Raw genomic sequence first — 238 nt, 5'->3', positions numbered from 1 at the left:
GACTACTAGGGTATCTAATCCCGTTCGCTACCCTGGCTTTCGTGCCTCAGCGTCAGAAAGGACCCAGTAAGCCGCTTTCGCCACAGGTGTTCCAGATGATATCAACGCATTTCACCGCTCCACCATCTGTTCCGCTTACCTCTATCCTCCTCAAGCCTATCGGTTCGGAGCGCTATTCCTCGGTTGGGCCGAGGGATTTCACACCCCGCCTGATAAGCCGCCTACGCACTCTTTAAGC

Annotated in this window: 1 rRNA gene; it reads right to left on the bottom strand. The window is 55.0% G+C overall.

The window, feature by feature from the left end:
• Nucleotides 1-238 (bottom strand): 16S ribosomal RNA (locus ACTHSX_RS10860); the annotation flags it as partial.

Source organism: Neisseria sp. P0014.S002, from assembly GCF_051958295.1.
Classification (GTDB): domain Bacteria; phylum Pseudomonadota; class Gammaproteobacteria; order Burkholderiales; family Neisseriaceae; genus Neisseria; species Neisseria flavescens_B.
Note: the sequence above shows the minus strand (reverse complement) of the source record. Positions and strands in the feature narration are given on the sequence as shown.